Consider the following 22,682-nt stretch of genomic DNA (forward strand, 5'->3'; position numbering starts at 1 on the left):
TGTTTTTCACCTTTTCATCCTTAAGACGATTGCGCCAATTCCGGATATAAAAAAGATAATAACTCCTTTGCAATGGGAACTGCAATTGCACCGCCATGTTCAGAGGTATGTTCTACCAGTACGAGAAAAACGTATTGAGGCTTATCGTGCGGTGCATAGCCGGCAAACCATGCATGATTATCACCTGGACGGCCCGTTTCTGCCGTCCCGGTTTTGCCTGCTGCCTTGTAAACCTCCAAACCTTTATTTTGCGCCGTACCGCGGAGGACAACATCGTGGAGGGATTCACGTATAACGTTTAAAATTTCAGGACGAATATTGATTTTTTTCTCCTTGCTATGAGTGAAAGTTTTCACGGTTTCCCCATTTTTGTTTGTTATTTTCAGCATTACATGCGGCTGTACAAGTGTACCGCCATTCGCAATAGCAGCATACGCCCGAACCATCTGGAGGGGCGTGGTTAACAGTGCTCCCTGACCTATTGAAAAATTCATGGCAGTCGCCGTTGTCTGAATCTCCGGGAGGTTTCCAGCTTTTTCGAACAGAAGATCTATGCCCGTTTCCTCGCCTATGCCAAATTTTTTTGCCCCGTCGTACAATAATTTTTTCTCGAGTCTTTTGGCCGTTTCAAAAAAGAAGACATTGCACGAAAAGGGAAGGGCATCTTCTATGGTTATCAACCCATGCCCGCTTTTCTGCCAGCACCGGAAAATGATATTTTTATAATTAGTATAGCCATTGCACTCATAACCAGTATGCGCATGTATATTGTTTTCATTCATTGCCGTTATTGCGGTAATTGCTTTAAAAATAGAACCCGGAGGCAAAGCGCCCTGTATCGCCCTGTCAAGCAATGGTTTTGCACTATCCTTATTAAGACGGGCAAAATCCTTATTCAATGTGTTGGGATTAAACCGGGGATTATTTACCATGGCGATTACTTCTCCCGTCCATGGTTCCATAACAATAATTACGCCACGGTTTTTCCCCAATGCCTTTTCCGCATGCGCCTGTATTTTGCTGTCAATCGTTAAATAAATATCATTACCCGGAACGGGCGGCCTTTCCAATACAATTTTTTCTATTTGAGTATTTTTGCAAATAATTTCTTCAAACCTTTTTCCCCGCATACCACGCAACTCTTCCTCATATTTCGCTTCAACGCCCGCCCTGCCAATAAGGTCGTCTTTCGCGTATCCTTCATAAAGCAACAAGGGATTTTCATCTGCTGAACGACCGGAATCTAAAACAAAATTATCCCATTTTTTACTGTATTCCTGCCATTCCTTACCGGTGAGTTTTCCCAAATATCCGAGTACATGAGAAGCAATCTCCTGCTTCGGATATACCCTCTTTGACCTTGGTGTAACACGCACTTCCGGGAATGTATCCTTTTCAACCTCAATCTGAATGGCCTTTTCTATCGGTACGTCATAAACGACAGGATAATATCCGTTCTCTTCTTTGATGAGGACAGGCTTTCCGAATTTTTTCTCCATGTTCTTTTTCAACTTTTCTACTTTCATAACCGCCTTTTTGGAATCTCTCAATAATTTATCACGTGAAGTATTTAATACACGGGACAAATTATCCATCCACGCCTCCATGTCTGCATGACATTCCTTGCATGATTTATCTGTATCTTTGTGCACCTTTAACTCCGCAACCCGTGGAACAGTATTGTTACCGTATACGATAGAACTATAGAGTAATTTCTTATATTTTACCGAGATATCGAAGGCATGGTGATCAATCGCCAAAACATCTCCTTGCCGGTCAAAAATGGTTCCCCGAACCGCCTCCAACGGATAGCTTCTGATTCTGCGTGTTTTGGATATTCCCTTGTATTTACTGGTTTCAATAATCTGCAAATAAAAAAGCCTTCCCGCAATACAAAAAATACAGAGTAAAAATAGTATTAAAATATGTTTATTCCGGTTAAAGTACATGGGTTATTCTCCCGTGGATCTGAAATTTTTGGCAGGTTGCAGCTTATTAAAGAGATAAAACAAAAATGGAGTAACGGCCGCCGTGTACGAAGAACAAATAAAGATCATCCATATCGTTGAAGAAATGTCTGCAGACCGGCAGGATATTGCAGTATGTAAGGCATAGAGTACATTATAGAGAAGAGAAAAAATAAATGTGACCAATATTTTAGTCACTAAATGTCCCCGAAATAACACTCCCCTTATTGACCATATAAAAAAACCGACTGCAACAAAAAAAATAGCATTAACCCCCAAGGTGCCTTCAGATAATAAATCTTTTGATATCCCAATAAACCAGCTCGTAACCACATTTCGTTTCACATCAATAAAAAAAGAATAAAAAACCACTAATGAAAAATAAAGATCGGGCGTTGCAGTGCCAATATTAATCCAATTCATCAATGTTGATTGAAAAAGGGAAATACATAGTAGTATGCAAAAAAAGGTTATCCAGCGCATGGCAATGTTTTAAAAATATTCAATCGTATCCTTGCAGAAAGATGCAGGGTGCTTTCCCCTGCAATGTTCATCGTTCACTCTAAGCTGGCATAGCCGGAAATAAAAAATACGAAACAAATTCTAATGACAAAATGATTTGAAATTCTAAACAAATGCATCTTTCGTATCTCGCATTTCATGCTTCATATTGTTGTATGTTTTGGATTTGTTTTGAATTTTATACTTTGTTATTAGAATTTGTTTCGTATTTCCGGCTTGTCCATGCGGGGGAATTGTAATTTACTGTAACACTTTCGTCTGGGGAACGAGCAGCAACCGTTTATATCAAATGTTTCTCCCCTACTCCTTTATTACCAAAACATTTTCAATCCTTGATATATTTACCAGGGGCAATGCTTTTACGCTTTGAAAAATAGCGCCGCCTTTCGTCTCATTCGCTATCACTGTAGCAATTGGCAGGGATGCTATATAAAATGATCCTACGTCAGAAGTTACGACTTTATCCGATTTTTTTAACGTCGTCCACCGCGGCACATATTTTAACTGACAATAAGGAGATGCATTACCTTCTATTATAACCTGGTCCCTTGTCCGGAGTATTCTTCCCGGAATACGTGATGCGGGATCGGTAATCAACCGAACCTGACTGGTTCTGGCTCCTGCAACAGAAATCACCCCGACTAGCGCATTTTTTGCCACTACAACATTATTGTCTTTAACGCCATGTTTTATGCCGACGTTAATAGTGATGCTTCTTCTGAAAATGGAGGTATCGTATCCAATAATGTCGGCCGGAATGATGTGAGATTTTGTTTTTTTTTGTTCTTTATGAAATTCAGAAACTGCGCTTAATTTATCTTGTAATTTGTAATTAGTATCCTGCAATTCAATAATTTTATTTTTAAGCTCTGCAACTTCATTTTCCCGTTCCGTATTTGTCTCATCTTCCGCCCAAATATATGCAATTCTATGGAAAAAATCACTTGCCGTATTGCTGGATAAACACGTCGCCCACTGAAATGGCCTGACTGGCATTACACATGCCATTTTTATTCCATTTGAAACGTTAAGAGGCAGGAATAATAGTAGTAAGGAAATGGTAAGAACGAGGGTTGTAATAGTGAATGGACGAGATAAGATCTCGTTAAAATTAGGTTTGGAGGTCCTCATCATATAAAACAGCTTTAAATAAATCCAGATTTTCAAGGAGGTATCCTGTACCCTTTGCAACAGCAGTTAAGGGATCGTCAGCGACTCTCACCGGCAGGCCGGTTTCTTCCGCCAGCAGTGTATCCAGCCTTTTAATTAAAGCACCACCCCCTACCAATACTAAACCATTGGTTAGTAAGTCGGATGCAAGTTCCGGGGCAGTTTTTTCCAGGGTGGCCTTCACAGCATGCACTATCTTATCAATGGGTTCTTTTAACGCCTCACGGATCTCTTCGGAACCAATATTCGTGGCCCTTGGCAACCCGGCAATTGCATCCCTTCCGCGAACTTCCATTTTCAATTCTTCTTCCAGCGGGTAGGCAGACCCTATCAATATCTTTATTTGTTCCGCCGTTCGATGCCCTATGTCAAGGTTGTAAGTCTTCCTCACATACTGAACAATCGCCTCATCCAGCTCGTCTCCCGCAATTCTAAGGCTTTCGTGAGTAAATATATCGCCAAGGCAAAGCACAGCAACCTCTGTTGTGCCTCCCCCTATATCAACAACCATACTTGCTTCCGGTTCCCCGACGGGAAGTCCCACTCCAATTGCGGCGGCCTTTGGTTCTGAAACAAGGTACACTTCGCGTGCTCCGGCCCTTTCCGCCGAATTCACCACCGCTCGTTTTTCTACCGCAGTGATCCCGGACGGTATCGCAATCAATATCCTTGGCCGTACGCCCCATTTGCGCTTGTGAACCTTTGTGATAAAGTATTTCAGCATTGCTTCCGTAATATCGAAATCCGCAATTACGCCATTTTTAAGCGGACGAATAACGGAAATGCTGCTCGGCGCTTTTTCCAGCATAGATTTTGCGACAATCCCTACCGCCCTGCCGTTCAAAAGAACTTTGTTTGTACCGGGCTTTACCGCCACCACGGAGGGTTCCGACAATACAATGCCATGACCGGGTATGCAAACAAGTGTGTTTGCAGTACCAAGATCAATCCCCATATCTGTTGAAACAAAGCCCAAAATAAAGTCTAACGGATGCATTTTTATTCTCTGGAAATGTACCCCCGCAGCAGTGCTTATTTTCTGCAAGTATAATAAATATAATAGTTAACAATTAAATCAGGATTATACGTTTATTATTTACAGAATGTCAAGTGTAAAGTCTTTTAAAAAAAGAGGATAAAACCATGCCCCCGGTCACTGTTAAACAAACAAGGGGAAACCAATCTCCGTATAGCGTATAATAAGTATTATCGCTTTTAACCAGTTTAATCCGGTTTAACAGAACGCCGCTTATCTCTTTTTGCCTCCCTTCGGAGTCGGTTAGTTTACTATATATATTCCCGTCAGGACTCACAAATGCCGATATCCCCGTATTTGCCGCACGCGCCATGCCTGTACGATTTTCTACTGCTCTAAATACCATTATTGCAAGATGTTGCTCCAATTCCGCGCTATCATGAAACCATCCATCATTTGTCACGTTAAATATAAAATCCACTCCTTGCTTTTTCAGGTTCCTTAGCAAGGCGGAAACCGTGTCTTCATAGCAAATAGATGCTCCAAAACGAAAGGTTTGATTTTGCAACGTCTTAAGATGAAATAAGGTGGGGGCTTTCCCGGGCGACAACCCAACAGAATAAGGCACTAGTTTCGCTAAAAAAGGAAAATATTTTTTCAGCGGAGTAAATTCACCAAAAGGCACCAGGTGGATCTTGTCGTATCTGTCCAGCAGTTTTCCGTTTATTCCATAAAAATAAACGCTGTTAAAATATCGTTGATCATCTTCCGAAAGAACCAGTGAAATACCGCCCAGGAGGAGGTTTGCATTCAATTCCTGCGCCAGTTGAACTACCGTAAGCTGCGACAGATAATCAATTTTTCTTCCCGTAAGGTCAGGGTTGATATTAAGTATCCCCGGCACCATCGTTTCCGGCCAGACGACAATATCTACCGGTTCCCCTTTAACGCGTACAGATAAATCATAATATTTTCTTAACGTATCAACTTCTTCCTCTTCCGACGGCGCTGCTTTCACGTCCTGCGGGATATTCCCCTGCACCAGACACACAACAGGTCCGTCATACGGCTTATAACCTTTAAGCCAATGCACGCCATACCATAACGCCCCAATAACAAATAGCGGCGGTAAAATATACGATAAATAAATAAACTCGTGTTTTCTTCCAACCCAAAGGGCTATTTCATCATTTTTTTCATTTCCCTTCTCTTTAAGAAAACAATGTGCGATTAACCACGCAATATACGCATTCACCATAATAATAATAAACGATACGCCGGAGACTCCTGTAATGTCACATATTTGTATTACCGGCAAACAGCGGTATTGAGTGTGGCCTGCGAAAAACCAGGGAAACCCAGAGAAGAGATAGGATCGTATATATTCCAAAGCTATCCACACACATGGGGCCACAAAAACGATGGGTAACTTTAGTTTTAAAACGGCCCTTCGAATGCAAAAAGCAAAGCAGAGGAAATAGAGCGCACAATAAAGACTTAATAACAACCACGCCGCATAGGTAACATGCCGCAGCCATGAAAGCTCTGTGAAAAAAAAGAGCAACCCTACAAGATATGAAGAAAGAAGGACATGCTTCTTTCCCCGGATAATAAGGATAAACCACGGTACAAGTGCAAACCAGGCAAAATACCCTAAATCTGCAGGAGGAAAGGAAAGGCAGAAAAAAAGGATGGTTAAAAAGGAAAGGCCTGTAATTTGAATAATTTCTTTATTTCTCAACACAGGTTATCGAGAAGAATAATATCAATCAATTGTCCTTTGGAAAGTGTTTCTGCTTCTTCAGGAATAATAAGAAGGCAATTCGCCTTTGTCGTTGCCAATAAGTCAGCGGAACCATGCCATTCAACAGGAGAAACAGACCATGTGTTTTCTTTCCATTGACACCGTGCAGGGCGAAACTCGCGGCGTCTTCTTTTCGTGGAAATATCCGTTTCCAACAATGCCGCTACCGTTGTTCTGCTCAAAGAAGAAAAACCCATTAATTTCCGTATCGCCGGATAGATAAACAATTCGAACGTAACCAGTGAAGCAACAGGGTTCCCGGGCAGTGCAAAAATCAATGTTTTGTCCTTTTTCCCGAAGATAACGGGTTTTCCCGGCCGTAACGCCACCTTTTCAAAATAAATGCGCACCCCTGCTTCTTTCAAAACATCTCCGACAAGATCATATTCTCCCATTGAAACCCCGCCGGAAAGAATCAGGACATCCTTCTGCAGCCCCCGCGTCATTATCTCCACAATGTCTTCTTTCCTATCTCCGGCAATGCCCAGTATTTCAACCCCGGCATTCATTCGCCTTGCCTGTGCTGCCAGGGAATAACTGTTGCTGTTTCTTATTTGTACAGGAGACGGTTTTTCATCAACGTTTACCAGTTCATTCCCTGTAGAAATGATGCCAACGGCAGGGGCAGGATATACTTTTACAACAGACTTTCCCACTGTTGCGAGTATCCCTATTTCCTGTGGACGAATCTGCATCCCTGCATGAAGAACTATTTGCCCGATTTGTATATCCTCGCCACGGTTGGAAATATTGGCTCCGGTTTTAACAGATTTCGATATTTTTACCCGGTCTTCTTCCCCGGTATCGTCCGTATCCTCAAACCTGACTACCGCATCCGCACCTTCCGGAACGGATGCGCCGGTCATAATTTTAGAAACACACCCCTGCGATACCTTCTTTGCAGGCATATCTCCCGCCGCAATATTCTCAATGATTTTTAATACGACGGGCGCGGTTTTCGTATCTTCCGCAATCACAGCGTATCCGTCCATGGCAGAACGATTGAAGGGGGGCATGTCGATGTCGGACCTTACGTCTTCGGCAAGACAAAAACCCCGTGCGTCCTCAAAGTACACCTCTGTGGGCGCTAAAGGGCTTACATTTTCAATAATAATTTTCTTTGCTTCATCTACTGAAATCATAGTTTGCTATGTTAAATAAACAACAATGGTAAGTCAAGTATTGTTACGCTGACGAAAATAAACAAGCGCTTCCGATACCGTTGTATCAACACTATTTACAGACTTATTGTGACAGCGCCTCACCGCTTTACAAATGAATAGTAAAAGTGGCGGTTGTCTGCTAAAATGTAAGGACATTTTTTTGTTAATGGTATGCGGTTCTTATTGGTGGATTCGTCGCTAAAAAGCCGCGCCTTAATCCGCATTCTACACAGGTTTGCAAACCGAACCCGTAGTTAGCCTTTGGGTGGAATTAAAATTTTGAATTTATTTCGGATTTTACCATTAAATATTTTGACAAAAGTGCGAAGAAATACCTTTTAGGGTACTAACTCTTTGCCCTCTGTGAAAGGAGGACGCGTTGAATCATTCCGTAGTAAAATATCCCATCTTCTGCTGGTTCATGTTGTTTTTTCCCCTTTGTTTTTACGGATGCGCCTCGTTAAGCAACAAAGACCATCCTTTTCATTTTGATAGACAACATGCAATACTTTCGCAGAGAGAAGGGTGGCAAGTCCTTCAGGATGAAAAGGAGGGTATCATTCTATGGAATGAAGAGCACCTTGCCGCAATTGTCATGCTTTATAGTCCTTCCGGCAATAAAAAACTCACACCCGATCTGCTCAATCATCAACTGTTTATTGGCATAAGGAACAAGGATATTGTATTGAAAGAACCGTTAATCATTGACGGCAAGGACGCACTGCATTCATTATTATTGGGGGAACTCGACAGCAGAAAATTTAAATTTGACTCCTATACTATAAAAGGAGAGGGCATTGTTTGCGACATCGTCTATTTTGCACCTCCCGATTTTTTTGACGCCAAGCATGAAGACTTCCTTACATTAATACAAACATTCAAATTCCCAGCACAATAACATATCTGCCGGGTATTGTAATGGGTCTGGTTTCTACCCTGTCTTGAGTGTTAAAATCTACAGGCAATCCGTCTTTCTCCTCCCAAAGAATTTCGTCTCATGCATTGAAGGCAAAAAACTCTCTGTGCAAAAAAAAATGTCTTGAAGCGGCTGTTTTTTATCACAAGTAATGTTCTATTAACCGGATAAACAAACGGTAACCACAAATTAGTAAGTAAATTTGGTAACACTTTAGTTTTTTGAAAAAGTAGATGCGAAGCATTTGCCACCTTTGGGTTTGAATGCATTTATGACAATTTACGGTAAATGCTTCGCCCCTACAATGCGATTATTGGAATTTTCAAAAAACTAAAGTGTTACTAAATTTGAGAAAACAGGATATTATAACCTTATGTTTATACACATCTTTTTCGTTTCCCTAGCGTGAGTTTATCACGAAATAAGGTGTAAGACAAAGACATCAAGTTGCAATCCAATGATTTGTATCGGGTTGCGACTTTTTTTGTCTAAAAAATTATGTATACACTGAATAATACTATATTTATATTGCATTATATGCCTGTATATACTATTATACACGGAGTATTAATCTATTACGTATACACTAACAACTAATAGCCATGGCTACCATTCAATCTAAAAACTCCAGAGGTTATAAATATTGGTATATTGTCGAATCGCGGCGCGTTAACGGCAAGCCCAGGCCCATCGTCCTGGCCTATCTTGGCAAGGCAGACGATTTATTAAAACAACTGCAAGGTCTTACCGAAAAATTACGGCTCAAATCTTATTCACATGGCGCGGTAGCCGCATTGCTAAGTGTGGCCAATGCCCTGGACGTCCCTTCCGTGATTAATAAATATATAAAGTCGCCACGGCAGTATTGTGCTAAAAAACCTGTTCGAAATAATCTGACCGCCGGAAGTACCCTCTTGTTGGGTGCCGTGGGGAGAGTGTGTGTGCCTACCAGCAAAAGAGGATGGTGGGATTGGGCAAAGACGACTACTGCCGAATACTTACTCAGACACAGCTTGAGTAAAATAGACAGTCAGCATTTCTGGGATTTGATGGATGCACTTCCTGAAGAATCCATTGCAGAAATCGAGCGCGAATTAATTGAAAAGACATTTAAAACATACAACCTTCAAAGCGACACACTGTTTTTTGATACAACCAATTTTTTCACGTATATCGACACAACTAATCTGCGATGCACTATTGCCCGGCGGGGGAAAAACAAACAAAAGCGATACGATCTCAGGCAGGTCGGGTTGGCGATGGTCGTTACACGTAACGACATGATACCGTTGTTTCACCATACCTATCAGGGGAACATGGCGGATGCAAAGGTGTTCAGCGCGGTTCTTGAGACGATAAAAGACAGGATGACCGGATTAGGTTTCGACAGCAAAAAGCACACTATTGTTTTTGATCGTGGAAACAATTCCATGGACAATATGGCTATTGTAGAGAGATTGGCATTGCATTACGTTGGAGCGCTTACACCGTATCATCACAAGCAGTTGGTAGGGGATGCCATGTGTAATTTCAGGGAATATGACGTTGACGGCAGTAAGATACAGGTGTACCATGACAAACGGGTTATTTGGGGGCAGGAAAGAACCGTTGTCGTATTTATTTCCGAGAAATTAAAGGTTGGGCAATTAAGGGGAATGTCTCAGTCTCTGGAAAAGGCAGAACATCAGTTAAAGCTCTTACAGCAGCATCTGTGTAATCCAAAGGGAAAGATGCGGGACAAAGAGGGTCTGGAGGATACGATAAGAAGTGTAGTGAAATGTCAATTTGCGAAGGATGTTATCGATTGGTCGTTAAAAGAGGTATCTGAAGGCAAGTTTCAATTGAATTTTTCAATCGACCAGAAAAAGCTCGAAGAAATAGAAGGGGAACTGGGGTTCAGGATTCTTATGACAGACCATCACGATTGGGATACCGCGGACATTATAAAAGCCTACTATGGGCAATCAAAAATTGAACATGCCTTTAGAAATCTCAAGAACCCCTATCACCTTGCTTTAAAACCGCAATTTCACTGGACGGATCAGAAAATCAGGGTGCATTTTTTTATTTGCGTCCTCGGATACCTAATGGCGGCGATTGTGTGGTATCAGGCAAAAGCGCACGCACAATTTAGTGGAACGTTAGATACCCTGTTAGACACCCTTAATAATATAAGGCTTTCTGCTATGCTTGAAGAAACAAAGGCCAGAGGGAGAGTTAAGGCTACCTACAAATTGGAAGAAATGTCCGACAAGGAATCTCTGTTGATGAATGCGTTAGGCATTATGGATTTCCACAAACATCGGCTGAAACTTCAAGGACTCAGTGTATACAATTGATGTTGTGCTTAACGCATTGACTGTATTTATGTTACGTTGCTTCATGCCTTATTTTGTGATAAACTCACGCTAGAGTTATTGTGGCAAGGGAGAAGATACATTAAGAAATTTAGCTGAACACAGAAACACTGAATAATTATAATTATCTCTTTGAGTAAATACAAACTGTATTACATGGGAATGGCCAAGGACTGGTGCGGCAAAAAGCAAAGCTTCCGCTGCTAAGCGTATTGGAGACAGACATTCAAAGCCTGACCGGATTGCGATTGGATAGGGTACGCAGTCGGGAAGAGTCTGCATATTGGAATAGCTTGATTGATGAGTATCATTATCTGGGCTACAAGCCACTTCCTGGGGCGCAGGCAAGGTATTTGATTAGGTGGGACGGTGGAGATTTGGGGGCGATAGGTTTTTCCGCAGCGGCATGGAAAGTGGGAGTACGAGACCGGTGGATAGGGTGGGATGCGTTGACCCGCGAGAAGGGTTTACGCATGATTGTGAACAACGCGCGATTTTAGTATTGCAAAATATCCGGGTGAAGAATTTGGCATCCCGTGTGCTTTCCCTTTGCGCGAGGCGAATACGAGTTGATTTTTTAGAGCCCTATAACTATGAACCGGTTCTTTTCGAGACATTTGTGGAAAAGGGTAGGTATTCAGGAGTCTGTTATCGCGCTGCGAATTGGCTTTACCTGGGAGATACAAAGGGAAGAGGGAAGTTAGACCGTTACCATATGCAGGGTGTTCCGGTCAAGGCCGTTTTTGTGTACCCGCTTGTTTGCAATCCCCGTCAGAGTTTGGCGGAGGTGGTGCAATGAGCGACTGGGGAAACGAGGAAACTGCAACGGCGGATTTTTCAGATGAGCGATTGAATAAACGGATGCGAGCGTTGCTGGATCGATTGGGTAGCAAGCCCGGAGCAAGTGTGCCAGCGGCCTGCAAGGGGTGGGATGAGACCATAGCCGCGTATCGTTTTTTAGATAATGAAAAAGTAACCGACCAAAAAGTATTATCATCACACAGGGACGCAACGCACAAGCGAATGGCGGGGCGTAAAGTGGTTCTCTGTGTTCAAGGCACGACGGAAATGGATTTTACGGGACGCAAACTCAAGGGGGCAGGGCCGCTCAGTATTCAGGAACGGATTGGTTTTTTCAACCACGTGACTCTGGCTGTTACGCCAGAGCGCCTTTGTCTGGGCGTGTTAGACGCAGAACTGTGGGTGCGCGACTTTGAAGACCGCAATAAAAATGACAAGCGCAAACAAAAGCCTATCGAGGAAAAGGAGAGTCATCGTTGGCTGGAAGGTTACCGTAGAGTCTGTGAGTTAAGCGAACAACTCCCCGGCACAATGCTCGTAAGTATTTCAGATCGGAAAGGTGATATCTACGAATGTTTTTGGGAGTCTGTGCGCATGGATGAGGGTAAGCGGGCGGAGTTTATAATTCGTGGTTGCCATGACCGAAGATTGCCGGAGAAGCTGGAAGATGGATGCTATAAAAAGTTGATGGAGGAGGTATCGGGAAAACCCATTTTGGGAGAGGTGGAATTCAAAATTCCCAAAACAGAGAACCGTTCCGCCCGAAGGGTGGTACAGTCGGTGAAGGCTTGCCGTGTTCGACTCAAGCCTCCATATCGCAAAGGAGAAATGATGCCTGAAGTGGAAATCAATGTGGTGTTCGTCGAAGAGATCAATCCTCCAGGAGGAGGAGAGCCGATCGCATGGTTGCTGCTCACCAGCCTCCCCATAGACACCTTCGGGCAAGCGTGTCTCGTGGTGGAATATTACCTTTGCCGATGGCAGATAGAGATGTATTTTAAAGTATTAAAGAGCGGTTGCAAGATAGAAGAGCGTCAATTGGAGACAGCGGAGCGTATCAAGCCGTGTATTGCTCTTTATATGATAGTGGCATGGCGGGTATTGTTTGTTACCATGCTTGGAAGGGAATGCCCGGATTTGCCGTGTACAGCGCTTTTAGAGGATGATGAATGGAAACCCGTGTATATGATTGCCAAAAATGAAGCTCCACCCGAAACCCCGCCATCGCGCGTAGACTTTACCTTAATGGTATCAAGTCTGGGAGGATACTTAAATCGCAAATGCGATGGCCCACCAGGCCCAAAAACCATGTGGGTTGGCCTGCAGCGAATGGTAGACTTCACATTGGCATGGAAAGCCTTTGGGCCTGTGCAACCGAAAACACGGAATGGAAAAGATGTGTATAAACATAAGGGTTGAGGGGTGGGTAAAAAGCCGTTGAAGTGCATGGTGCTTAGGGAATTGGATTTTTCTATTGTACCGTAGCGCTCAGCAGTCTAAAGTCGGCAAAATTGCAGATTGAGGACTGATTTCGTGCTTGTTTGGTTCTGGCTATGCCAACTTAGGATTAATGAGGACTCTGATATTACATTCCCAAATTCTGGCGACACCATACTTAATTTTGAATACTCCCATTTTTTAGCAATTAGTAAGCCTCATCGTGTTTCCCAATATCAACAAAAACGTAACACTTTAGTTTTTTGAAAAAACTCTATAAAATTAAGGATTGCGTGTTTTATAGGAAATATAGAAGTATGGACACTTCCTTTATTTTTCCCCCAGATCAAGCAAGAAATATGGGATGTGTCCCTAATTCTCCAATTCAGGAGTTTCACCGGAAGAGAAAAGCACTATAGTCAATAAAGTTCCGAATGCTCTTATGGTAGGCGATGGAGTAAACGACGCCCTTGCCATGTCATCCGGTTCCATTGGCATTGCGGTTCTGGGCAGCATAGAGGCGAGCTTGGTCGCAGCGGACATCTATTCAACGAAGGAGGGGGTTTCTCCTGTTTTAGACCTGATTTTATTAAGCAAAAACACCCTCTCTATTATTAAGAGAAACCTTGTAATTTCGTTTCTTTATAACTTTGCCGGCGGAATAGCCGCTCTTTTCGGAGGTATCTCGCCCCTTGTTGCGGCAATACTTATGCCTGTAAGTTCTCTCGTTATACTACTTTCTACGGTAACAGGCACAAGATTTACCAGAAAATTCAATAAATGATAACACTTGCAACACTTTAGTTTTTTAAAAAAGACTAACGTGTTACAAAATTGCGTGTTTTATTGAAATATAGGGACGCATCCCTTATTTTTCCACCAGATCAAGCAAGCAATATGGGAAGTGTCCCCTAATTCCCTTTCGCGCGTCGGCAGCAGTGCCGTGTTAGCTGCGCTGTTGGCACTCAATTGCTTGGATATTTTCTATCTTAAGCTTGCGTGTATCCGGCCAATAAATAGTTGTTACATTAAACGAAAAACGATGCTTATCAAAAAACCGATGAAATTCTTTTTTTAACAATGCAAAGATAGTAATTGAGATTCTCTTCGACGCCTTGAGTGGATCAATCTTTAGATTAGAGTATTTAAAATTCCATGCGGTCCTACCTTGTAGAAATAGTTGTTCTTCGACGAGGTCAGGCAGGGCCGGAAGATACTTCGCTTCCAGCTCGCGCTTTACCCAAAACCGCACGGTATACAATTCTTTGGAAAGGATAAGATCATTTTCTTCTGGCATGTCCGTTATCACTTGAAGCGGTTAAATTTATATCAGACTTCCCAAATGTCACATTATTTTACGGCAATTATGAAATATATTTTTATTTGTATGCCTTACTGCTAAGTGCTTGAATCATATTGGCGAACTCCAGAAATATAATCATATATGCAGTTGCAACTTGTTCATGATCTTTGTTTATAGTTGACAAGTATGCTACGGTTGCGGGAATACATCTTGTGGTCGGGTTTAAGTACGCGGCTCCCTCGTAATGATCGTCGACTTCATCAACATTGATCATGACCCGCCCTTCCGCACTTCCTTGATAGTAGCCGATCCATTGCCCCTTCATAATCCTCCCTTCAGTGCATAACGACCAAGCTCGCCTGCCGCTATGGAGCGTAGCGGAATAGCGGTCAGGTGGAGTGCTTTGTTAGGCTTTCTTTGTTTTTACCTTACGCTTTTGTGACAGCAGCGGAATTAAACAACGCAAAGCCCTATTCACAGATTCTGAGTCTGGGAAATACGCTCTAACATCTGGTTCTAGTATAACCGACCCCTCTTTTGGCGTCACATCCTTAACAACAGTTGTGCCATTTGCTTCATGAACAGTAATTGTATATCCAGCCTGCATGGCTCTATAATGCTTACCACGTACTCCACTACTGAAATCATATTTAGCGCGCATATCGTTATTCTCAAGCTGTGCCATTTTATTTACCTCCTTCTTCATAAAGTGACAGCTCCGACTGACTTGCCTTGCGACAACTGATAATACGAATATTTGAACTTCGCTCAGTATAAACCACTACCAACACATGACCCTTATCAGAGCTTCCGATGTCAATATTCCTCGGCATCGGGTAAAAACGTTATTTTATACAGAGTTCTTCCCAGAGGGATTGCCAGTCTTTTCCTTTTACCTGCATATCATCCTGTCTTGCTTTGCGCATGTTTTTTATAAACTCAGGATTTTGTGATAAAAGCCAGTCTTCAAGGTCTTCTTTTGTATCAGCGGTTTCAAAAACACTCAGTGGAAATGTAACTGTCTGCTTTTTTGATTTTTTCCTGGTTAATGCCATGCAATTTTTCCTTTCTTTTTCTTTATACACCTTCAGAATTAAAACCATCTGCAATCAGAATTCCACCGTCCAAAATCCTGACACAGCGAAAGCTTAACCATCTTTCAACACAGAATCAATAATCAATAATTAAGTATGGTGTCCCCAGAATTACCTCATGGCTGCCTTTTCGATTAATTTCTTTAAATTCCATCCGTTTTAAAGCTGCCAAAACCTCTCGTCCTGATAATATCTGGAGTTTCATATCGCCACTTCATAAACTTTGTGTTTACTGTTTTCTGTTAAGTCCTCGTCAGGTTCTAAATATAATTCTATTGCTTCCCGAATATTCTGCAATGCCTCATCTTCTGTCCTTCCCTGACTCCAACAGCTTTTTAACGATGGACAATATGCAGCAAAGTAACCATCTTCTCCTTGCTCCAGTATAACTTTTATTTTCATATCTTTTATTCTCCTCGTTGAGTTTTATTAATCTATCATATTTATCGAGTAGTCATGGCAATAGTCGTTGATTCTAATTCCTACCGCAGTTACTTTGATTTGGTATTCTGCCATCCAAAACTATCTCAAAATAACTGAAATCCACAACAATGACACGTCTCTTTGCCGTACTAAAACATTTATGAATATGGGGAAAGCAACCTTTTTCCTCTTTATTGGTTGAGTAACTGTTCTATTTCCTTTTCCAGTTCTTCTTTTCTTACTGGATCAATAGTTTGTTGCCATATTTTTAAGAGGTTGCTTGATTCATAAATTTTTTGCCGTTCTTCGGGAGTAACTTCAATAGTATCGAGCAACGATTTTGCCTCATTTTGCATAATTTTTGGAAAAAACTTTAATACATCAAAGCTATCAAGACTAGCCTCTAGCGTGCTTTGGGCAAGAAGGACTTTTGCTATAGCTTTGCTGGCATCGGAAATTTTTTTCTCGGCTTGTTAGGCATGTTCTAAAGCCTTTTTCGCATCTTCACGCTCTTTTTTTGCTTCATTATATTGCCAATAAGCAACAACTAAAAGAAAAATAGAAATGAACGTCGCAACATGATTAATATACTGGTTAAACCACTGGATACGCTTTTTCTGATAGTGCCCACAGTGAAAGCATATCTTTGCATTTTGTTTAATTTTCTCTTTGCAATAATAGCAGTCTACATTTTGATTTTCAGTAATTTGTTTTTTGTGATAATTGGTGTATCTATCAATCGGATATCTAATCGCCATAATAATCACAAAGACAACGATACCTGAAAATACTCCACCGTAATTATTGCACGTGATCTCAAGGAAAGCAGCGAATTCTGGCCTACTATGAATTAAATAGTACAATAAGTAATCTCCAGGATAAAAACAAAGCCACTTAAACCACAACCACACGTCACTAATTGTGGTTGAGCCGCTACAGTTCATATCCGCTACGAACCCCCATTCCCTTGGATCGGACACTTATTATGTCTCCTATTTACGATCCACATATAAAAGTTTTCAAATTACGGCATATCGCTCATAAATTATTTTGAGCAATTTTTCTTCCATTTCCTTGTTAATTTTCTTCGTGATCACAAAGACTCCTAACTTTAAATTATGGGGTTTTGGTGGAGCGCCAGCGCAACCAAAATCCCTCTTGAACAATTTGTTAGATATCAAATTTTCCTAATAATAAAGTTTTGAAAACCAGTCTTGAAGGTCTTTCAATGAGTCCGTTTTATAATGCTCTCCATTTCTTAAGAACTTACCTTCAATAGAAACAGAATACTTCCATTCAAAAGTCCTTCTTGGCCAGATAGCTATAGATGATTTCCAAAAATCTGAATTAATAATACTATGCCCAAGAGGGAAATAATTTTTCCAACATTTAACAATTTCCTCTTGTTTTTTTATATCAATAATTTCCGCATGACAAAACTGTTTGAAATTATTTGTTGGTGTAGGATTCCAATTTTCAAGTAAAAGCTGACGAGCATTAAAATCTGTGGCTGGTCCAGAATAACCAAATATGGTTATTTGAAATGCTTCTTTTAATTTTTCTGTAACCTTTTCCCAATCTCTTTTTATTAAATTATCATTAGTATAATCTTTATTTTCAACAGGATAAAATAGTTTGCTTTGTTTTAATGTTGTATTACATATTGTGCATATCTCAGATGGTACACCTAAAATATCATGCTCATTGCATGTTGCAAAAGCTACACAACCATGTAAAAAACGTATATCAGGTAACTTTGCTACATCTTTATTTCTTCTATAAGCTTGGATTAGGAATGGATCCCAATTAAATGTGGCAATAATGTCTTTTGAACGAAGTCCTAATACAAGATAATCATATATCGTTGGATAATCAGGTAAGTGCAAACTTTCAAAATAAGATACAATTGTTTTTTCAATTTTTAATAATTGAGAAGAATAAATGTCTTTTTGTTTAAGCCATGAAAATTGGCTTTCAAAGTTTCCAGGTGGCGGGCAAGCATTTTCCATTAACTCCTTCCACTCTGCAACTACCCCTTTTATATTGGGTAATTCGTCTTTCTCTTGTAACATTTTAACCAATGTATTTATTGCAATTTTTATTATTTAACGGCTTGGGTAACGGGCGCGCCGTAAGGAGCATCCTGTTGACCTAATGGTGAAGTCACTTTCTTTCCAATGGTTGCGAGGATGAAATCTTCCAGCTTTTCTCTCAATTCCGGTTCATTTTCCCATACGATGTGATTGTATTACCTTGTATCGAAATTGATATTCTGCGAGTCATCATGTCGGACACACCAGATGACAGGCAGCCCTAAGCCGTATGCAAAACCTGCCTCATAATAGACTCCAGGCTTTTGCTGCGTTACATCCGCTACAATAAATCCAGAGTTTCGTATCGCGGCACTGGTTTTCGCATCAATTCGTTCAAGATGCGGCTACGAGTCCACCCGATATGGCCGATAACCCATGGCTTCAATGTCCGGTGCTATTGCATTCTCGTAGACGGGGAGCAAGGTCTTATCAAATGACATCGCTACGAATGCTTTGGTTTTTAAATATAGGGACACTTCCCTTATTTTCCCAAACATGATCACGCAAGCAATATGGGAAGTGCCCCCTAATTATCCAAACACATAATCACTAATCAAGATGTGACCCCATGCTCTCCTTGTATTCGCGCTTCATGACTTGGGGAAAATCTCTCGTTCCTCCAGCGCACGCCAAAGCCCTTTTAGCGCGTCATCTTTGTTAGAGTAGAAGGCCGATTCTCTGACGCGGAAGAACTCCCAGCCGCACCGCTTTAATTGCAGCTGGCGTTGCATATCCTCTTCGTATCGGTTGGGGCCATGCCAATGGTCACCGTCACACTCGACTGCCAGGCGCGCGTTGCCTCCTTCTATAACAATATCGATTCGCTTGCCAGCGATTTCATACTGCGGAATGACGTTGAAACCCCGCCTCGCCAACTCCAATGCAACGGATGTTCACCCCAAGTCAAAAAACAAAAGTGCCGTAAAAGCCTTATATTTATTGACTTTTACGCCGAACAGCAAGCTTTTTTCTAGTGACTACCCGTATGTTCCGGCTTGGCAATACTTCTGGCAACTTTATCTGTAATGCCTCTAATAATTCATGTGATTGTTGCCGCGGACGCGGGATCTTCTGGCAACTAGCTTTTTGGCCTTTGATTGTTACTTCCATCGAACAAATGGTCGTCAATTGTGCGAGACCTTCCTCTACCGTCAAGTCAAAATTCTTCCACGCTCTGCGCAGCCTTCGAATTATCATGTACGCAAGCATTACCACAAACACATGTCCCCGTGTACTATCCTCCTTTCTTACATACACCGGACGAACCTCCAAATTCACCGTCTTACAGTCCCGAAACGCCTTCTCCACTTCCGTTAAATCCTTGTATCGTTCATGTACCAGATTGGTATCCGCCTCGTTCTCCTCAAGATCAGTCTTGATTGCGTAACAACCATCAAGGTATGATGCCTCCTTTAATGCTTCCTCATCTCTCTCTATCTTTAGCGTCCTATCCTCTTCTTTTATCTGCACCCACCCATCAAGTTTCAATCTCGTTAGCCTTTCCCTTGTTGTTTCCAGTGCCTTCGATACTGACGACTTAGGATGTTCCTTCAGATAACTGTTCTTCTTCACGATGTATTTCTCTATACTCTGTAATTTTGATACACGGGTCTTTGACATCTCTTCCGCCCTTACCGGATTGCGCCTCAGAATATATCGAACCTCATCATCCTTTATCTCGCAGAGCTTTTCTTCGAACAATCCTAATTGCAGTATCCCTTTATTTATCAACGACTCTATCTGCGGCTTGGTTATCGCCGTTATGTAATGAAACCCTTCCGGTAAACTTTCGATTTGCACCGTCTTGATCATCCCACGATCTCCTACAATCGTTACATCTTTGCATCCAAACCGCTCTAATACCTTCTTTACCTGAGATTCAAAGGTCTTCGGATCCTGGGTGTTGCCCCTAAATACTTCTGTTGATACCGGCTCCCCGGATTCATCACAAAGCATACCGATCACTATCTGTTTTTTCCTCTTTTTGCCGTCACGATTATACCCGTACTCACCAAAATGATTCGACTTCCCCTCTAAATAACTGCTCGTCACGTCATACAAAAACAACTTCGGCTTATTGCCTCCTCGTCTTAACTCAAACAGCTTTCGCTCTATCTTTGCCTGATTCTCTGACAACCATGACAAATTATCGTACAGATTGTTCTCGTCAAACCCACGCTTCATATCCAGGACGTCACCCGCAGCATGTATCTGCGCCAGCCTTACTGCAGACAGTCTTGACCCCTGGCCTATTACCCTTGCCATTACTTGCCAAAGCGCCAGCTTTCCTTCAAAGTCCTTTCCCAATGCCTCTTCTATCCCTAATTCCTTTGCCACTTGGTACACGCTCCACGCTGCTCCCACAGACAAACCCTCATGGAGTTTCACCGATTCTGACAATGCGCCCAATGCACAGAGATCGTCTTTATGTGCGAGTGCAAGTCTTATCGCTTCAATCTCCAGGGGAGTGCAATTCGACAGATTCGCAATGGTGCGTTTCTTGACCTTCCCATCCTCACGGTACGATTCCCGCAGAAGGGTAGATCGATAGATTTTTTTACCGGATTTTGACTTGTTCTCTACAATATGCATGTCCACCATTGTACAGATAACAACCATTATCCGTCAAGTATATTGTCGGATAATAACAATATATTAGTGACTACATATTTATTAAAAATACAGCCTTAACAAACTATGTATTAAGCACTTATGCGTTTTGGCAGGGGTGAACATCCGATGCAACATCAATCTCAAACCAACTTTCAAATGGCGCGGGGGGATTTACAACTCGTCGATTATCTTGAAAGGTGCGCCGCTCAAGCTCATTACGCTCAATTCCTGCAATCTGTTGTGGTTTCGTGTTCTCGAAGAAACTAAGGAGTCGTCGACGAAGACAGGAGGCGCTGAGTTCGTCACAAGTGACAGAGTGGAACAAAATCATCTGGTCGCGGGCACGGCTGGCGGCAACATTGAACCGCCGTTCGTCCGAAGCCTTCGTTAGAGGGCCAATTCTTTCATTGTTGGCCGCAACAAGCGATAGCAACATAATGTCTCGCTCATCACCCTGAAAACTGTATGGATTACCGCAGACCAAATGCCGCTGCTCCATTTCCTCGGCGCCCAACTGTTCAAGCAATTGGTTCTCAATCAAAGCCGCCTGTGCTTCGCCCTGAAGCACAACCACACCCATCGACTTGTCGTCATACCTGGTGTCGCCACACAGTTCGACGATCTTTTTAACGATGGCTTCGGCCTCAGGGCGATTGATCGTCCGGTTGTATGAACCTTCGCGATACCCTCCATTTACAAAAACAAGTTCAAGGGGAGCTAATCGGTTAGGCCCATATTGCCTCAAGGGAATCAACGGCGTATCTGAATAGCAAAGGTCATTGCTGAAACGAATAATCTCCGGCATGCAGCGGAAGTGCTCGCGTAGGGTAATTCGTTGCGTTCCATAGCGAAGTTTACCGTGATCAAACAGGCTGCTTTCGACATCGAATGACGACTTAAATTGGAAATCATGTAGGAATTCCTCCATCAAACGATGCACGGCATCTCGAGGCAAGCCTACAGCAGCCGGGCTGATCTGCTTATCATCGCCAACAATTAATACCTTCTTGCCTAGATAAAATAGAGGAAGTGCCTCTACTCCACATTGCGATGCCTCATCTATGATAATGACATCAAACATACCAGGTATGGGATCCACCGTGTCCCAAACTCGGTGGAGAGGCATAACCCATGCCGGAACCGCCTCACGGCACTCATTGAGGTGCTGTTGAGCTTCACGCCTGTGGCGTGGCGCGTGTTTTCCTGTGCCTTTACCAAGCCGCCTCATAGACTGCTGCCAGGCTTCCATATGGCGTCGATGATTGCTATTGAGTCGGGAAAAGCAAAATGACCAGGCATGGAGCGAGGCGAGTTTAGCTATAATGGCGTTGATCTCGTCCTCGATCTGTTTGGCGTGCTTGGCGAGGGCAGGGATGTCCTCCTGCCGTATGTATTCCTCAATCCAATATTGCGCCTGCGCCCAATGCCAAGCGTTTCCAATTTGTTGAAGTCGCTCATCCCAATATGGCTCGTCACAGGTTCGCATCAATTCATCCGTGAGACGTGGGAGTCGGTGGCTCATTTCCGAGAGGTATTCATCCATCTTCTGAAGGCGCTGACGCTCCTTTTCCAATTCCTGAATCTTGCTCGCGGCATTCGCGAATCCATCTACATTGCGGTCACGAATCGCGTGTAGCAATTCGTTCGTTACCGGATGTGCGTTGCCCATGGCGGCAACGTACGATACCGGAGCCTCAATGCTTTGTATTTCTTCAGCTACAAGCCGCTTGCGGAGACGGATATGCGCAAGGCCGCATGACGCGATTATCCTTTCAACCTGAGATTCGTCAGCCCAAAAGGGTTCGCTTATAGCCTGAAACTGGCGTATGATCCCACGGCATTCTCCAATGAGCGTTTCAAGCGACAAGGCATTTTCAAGAGCGTCACACAGTGATTTGAGCGCAGTCAATTGTAGAGCATAAGGGCCTTGAATCTTATCGGTTCGCCCCACCCAGAACCCCCATAAGCGCTAACTTGTTTTATTGACAAATTTTATTCATCATGGTATTTTTATGTTAATTATCCCGCTAATCACTCTATAGG

General features: G+C 42.5%; 20 protein-coding genes. 5 read left to right on the forward strand and 15 right to left on the reverse strand.

Features of this window, described 5'->3' with window-relative positions; translation table 11 throughout:
- Nucleotides 1-20: 20 nt before the first annotated feature.
- The 5 genes from mrdA to glp form a co-directional block, all read right to left on the reverse strand.
- Nucleotides 21-1,949, reverse strand: a complete 1,929-nt coding sequence (gene mrdA, locus M5U24_RS04665) for a penicillin-binding protein 2 (RefSeq protein WP_099324871.1) — start codon at nt 1,947-1,949, stop codon at nt 21-23.
- Nucleotides 1,950-2,789: 840 nt separating this feature from the next.
- Entirely contained in the window at nt 2,790-3,497 is a 708-nt protein-coding gene (gene mreC, locus M5U24_RS04670) for a rod shape-determining protein MreC (protein WP_169703514.1), read from the reverse strand.
- Nucleotides 3,498-3,600: 103 nt separating this feature from the next.
- Nucleotides 3,601-4,656, reverse strand: coding sequence for a rod shape-determining protein (locus M5U24_RS04675; protein ID WP_099324874.1), 1,056 nt, complete (start codon nt 4,654-4,656; stop codon nt 3,601-3,603).
- Nucleotides 4,657-4,765: 109 nt separating this feature from the next.
- Complete coding sequence (lnt, locus tag M5U24_RS04680; protein WP_099324875.1) at nt 4,766-6,379, reverse strand: apolipoprotein N-acyltransferase; 1,614 nt, start codon at nt 6,377-6,379, stop codon at nt 4,766-4,768.
- A complete protein-coding gene (gene glp / locus M5U24_RS04685; RefSeq protein ID WP_099324876.1) occupies nt 6,373-7,581 on the reverse strand; it encodes a gephyrin-like molybdotransferase Glp in 1,209 nt (402 codons plus the stop codon). The genes lnt and glp overlap by 7 nt, the downstream gene beginning before the upstream one ends.
- Before the next feature lie 400 nt (nt 7,582-7,981).
- Between glp and M5U24_RS04690 the strand changes: the two genes are divergently transcribed.
- The 5 genes from M5U24_RS04690 to M5U24_RS04710 all read left to right on the forward strand — a co-directional run bounded on the left by M5U24_RS04690 (nt 7,982) and on the right by M5U24_RS04710 (nt 13,897).
- A complete protein-coding gene (locus M5U24_RS04690; RefSeq protein WP_099324877.1) occupies nt 7,982-8,500 on the forward strand; it encodes a hypothetical protein in 519 nt (172 codons plus the stop codon).
- A 620-nt stretch (nt 8,501-9,120) separates the two neighbouring features.
- Nucleotides 9,121-10,857: an IS1634 family transposase gene (locus tag M5U24_RS04695; RefSeq protein ID WP_099323573.1), complete on the forward strand. Its 1,737-nt coding sequence runs from the start codon at nt 9,121-9,123 to the stop codon at nt 10,855-10,857.
- Between the two features lie 194 nt (nt 10,858-11,051).
- On the forward strand, nt 11,052-11,375 hold the full coding sequence (locus M5U24_RS04700) for a Druantia anti-phage system protein DruA (RefSeq protein WP_157820472.1): 324 nt from the start codon (nt 11,052-11,054) through the stop codon (nt 11,373-11,375).
- Between the two features lie 295 nt (nt 11,376-11,670).
- On the forward strand, nt 11,671-13,095 hold the full coding sequence (locus tag M5U24_RS04705; RefSeq protein ID WP_099324880.1) for an IS4 family transposase: 1,425 nt from the start codon (nt 11,671-11,673) through the stop codon (nt 13,093-13,095).
- Between the two features lie 460 nt (nt 13,096-13,555).
- Nucleotides 13,556-13,897, forward strand: a complete 342-nt coding sequence (locus M5U24_RS04710; protein ID WP_099324881.1) for a hypothetical protein — start codon at nt 13,556-13,558, stop codon at nt 13,895-13,897.
- 162 nt (nt 13,898-14,059) lie between these two features.
- On the opposite strand, the gene M5U24_RS04715 is transcribed toward M5U24_RS04710, so the two are convergent.
- The 10 genes from M5U24_RS04715 to M5U24_RS04760 form a co-directional block, all read right to left on the reverse strand.
- Nucleotides 14,060-14,410 carry a hypothetical protein gene (locus M5U24_RS04715; protein ID WP_099324882.1) on the reverse strand — a complete coding sequence of 117 codons (351 nt, stop codon included), beginning with the start codon at nt 14,408-14,410 and terminating at the stop codon, nt 14,060-14,062.
- A gap of 412 nt (nt 14,411-14,822) precedes the next feature.
- On the reverse strand, nt 14,823-15,101 hold the full coding sequence (locus M5U24_RS04720; protein ID WP_197705381.1) for a hypothetical protein: 279 nt from the start codon (nt 15,099-15,101) through the stop codon (nt 14,823-14,825).
- 160 nt (nt 15,102-15,261) lie between these two features.
- On the reverse strand, nt 15,262-15,519 hold the full coding sequence (locus M5U24_RS04725) for a hypothetical protein (RefSeq protein ID WP_099324885.1): 258 nt from the start codon (nt 15,517-15,519) through the stop codon (nt 15,262-15,264).
- Nucleotides 15,520-15,586: 67 nt separating this feature from the next.
- Nucleotides 15,587-15,715 carry a hypothetical protein gene (locus M5U24_RS04730; RefSeq protein WP_261341705.1) on the reverse strand — a complete coding sequence of 43 codons (129 nt, stop codon included), beginning with the start codon at nt 15,713-15,715 and terminating at the stop codon, nt 15,587-15,589.
- Nucleotides 15,712-15,912: a type II toxin-antitoxin system HicB family antitoxin gene (locus M5U24_RS04735; RefSeq protein ID WP_099324886.1), complete on the reverse strand. Its 201-nt coding sequence runs from the start codon at nt 15,910-15,912 to the stop codon at nt 15,712-15,714. The genes M5U24_RS04730 and M5U24_RS04735 overlap by 4 nt, the downstream gene beginning before the upstream one ends.
- Before the next feature lie 212 nt (nt 15,913-16,124).
- Entirely contained in the window at nt 16,125-16,289 is a 165-nt protein-coding gene (locus tag M5U24_RS04740) for a hypothetical protein (RefSeq protein ID WP_157820474.1), read from the reverse strand.
- Nucleotides 16,290-16,406: 117 nt separating this feature from the next.
- The gene (locus M5U24_RS04745) at nt 16,407-16,877 is read right to left on the reverse strand and encodes a hypothetical protein (protein WP_157820475.1); all 471 of its coding nucleotides are present in this window, start codon (nt 16,875-16,877) and stop codon (nt 16,407-16,409) included.
- 243 nt (nt 16,878-17,120) lie between these two features.
- On the reverse strand, nt 17,121-18,005 hold the full coding sequence (locus M5U24_RS04750; protein ID WP_099324888.1) for a hypothetical protein: 885 nt from the start codon (nt 18,003-18,005) through the stop codon (nt 17,121-17,123).
- A gap of 957 nt (nt 18,006-18,962) precedes the next feature.
- On the reverse strand, nt 18,963-20,645 hold the full coding sequence (locus tag M5U24_RS04755) for an IS1634 family transposase (RefSeq protein WP_205713364.1): 1,683 nt from the start codon (nt 20,643-20,645) through the stop codon (nt 18,963-18,965).
- Nucleotides 20,646-20,736: 91 nt separating this feature from the next.
- Complete coding sequence (locus M5U24_RS04760; RefSeq protein ID WP_230408060.1) at nt 20,737-22,590, reverse strand: DEAD/DEAH box helicase; 1,854 nt, start codon at nt 22,588-22,590, stop codon at nt 20,737-20,739.
- Between the last annotated feature and the right edge of the window lie 92 nt (nt 22,591-22,682).

Origin of the sequence: Candidatus Kuenenia sp. (assembly GCF_027493735.1) — a bacterium.
Lineage (GTDB): Bacteria > Planctomycetota > Brocadiia > Brocadiales > Brocadiaceae > Kuenenia > Kuenenia stuttgartiensis_A.